1 protein-coding gene is annotated in these 735 nt (G+C 72.9%); it reads left to right on the plus strand.

Annotated elements, in window-relative coordinates; translation table 11 throughout:
- Window positions 1-735 (plus strand): condensation domain-containing protein (locus DSP71_RS14250; RefSeq protein WP_220151124.1); only part of this gene is annotated, 735 nt, incomplete at both ends.

Below are 735 nucleotides of genomic sequence, written 5' to 3' on the forward strand. Positions count from 1 at the left end.
CAGGCGCTCGCCCCGTCGCTCGAGGACGTGCGCGACTATGCGCAGAGTGTCGAGATCCGCGTGCCGGGTGTCGACACCGCGGGGGTGACGGCCGCACTCGCCGGCCTCGTCGCGCGGCATCCGGTGCTCTCCCTCGTCGTCCGGGAGGACTCGGGCGGAGACTGGCACGCCGAGATACCCGTCGCCCCCACGCCCATCCCGCTGTTCGAGGGCACCGACGTGGCCGATCTACTGCCCCGCATGCGTGGGGCACTGGCTCCGACCGAGGGGCGGATGGTGTCAGCCGGGTTCCTGCCGGCCGATGGGGTGCTCGTCCTCGTGGCGCACCATCTCGTGATCGACGGCATCTCCTGGCGCATCCTCGTCGACGAACTCGCTCGTCTACTCGACGGGCGCGATCTCCCGACGGCACCGGAGTCGGCCTGGCGCCGTCGGGCGCTGGCCCTGGAGGAACGCCGCCTCGATCCGGTCGAGGAATCCCATTGGCGTCGTGTCGCCGACCGCTCGTGCGCGGTCTTCCCGCATCCGATCCCCGGCCCCGAGTCCTCGACGGCGCTCCGTCTCTGGCGGGTGGGGGATGCCCGGATCGCGGCGGCCGTGCTCGACCGGATCCCGGCGGGTCTGGAGGCACGCCCGGATGCGGTCCTCGTCGCCGCGCTCGCCGTGGCCCTGCAGGACTGGGCGGAGGCCGAGGGCACGCTGCTCGTGGAGTGGGAGACCCATGGTCGCGAACCC

The sequence above is a fragment of the Microbacterium sp. H6 genome, assembly GCF_003314775.1.
Lineage (GTDB): Bacteria > Actinomycetota > Actinomycetes > Actinomycetales > Microbacteriaceae > Microbacterium > Microbacterium oxydans.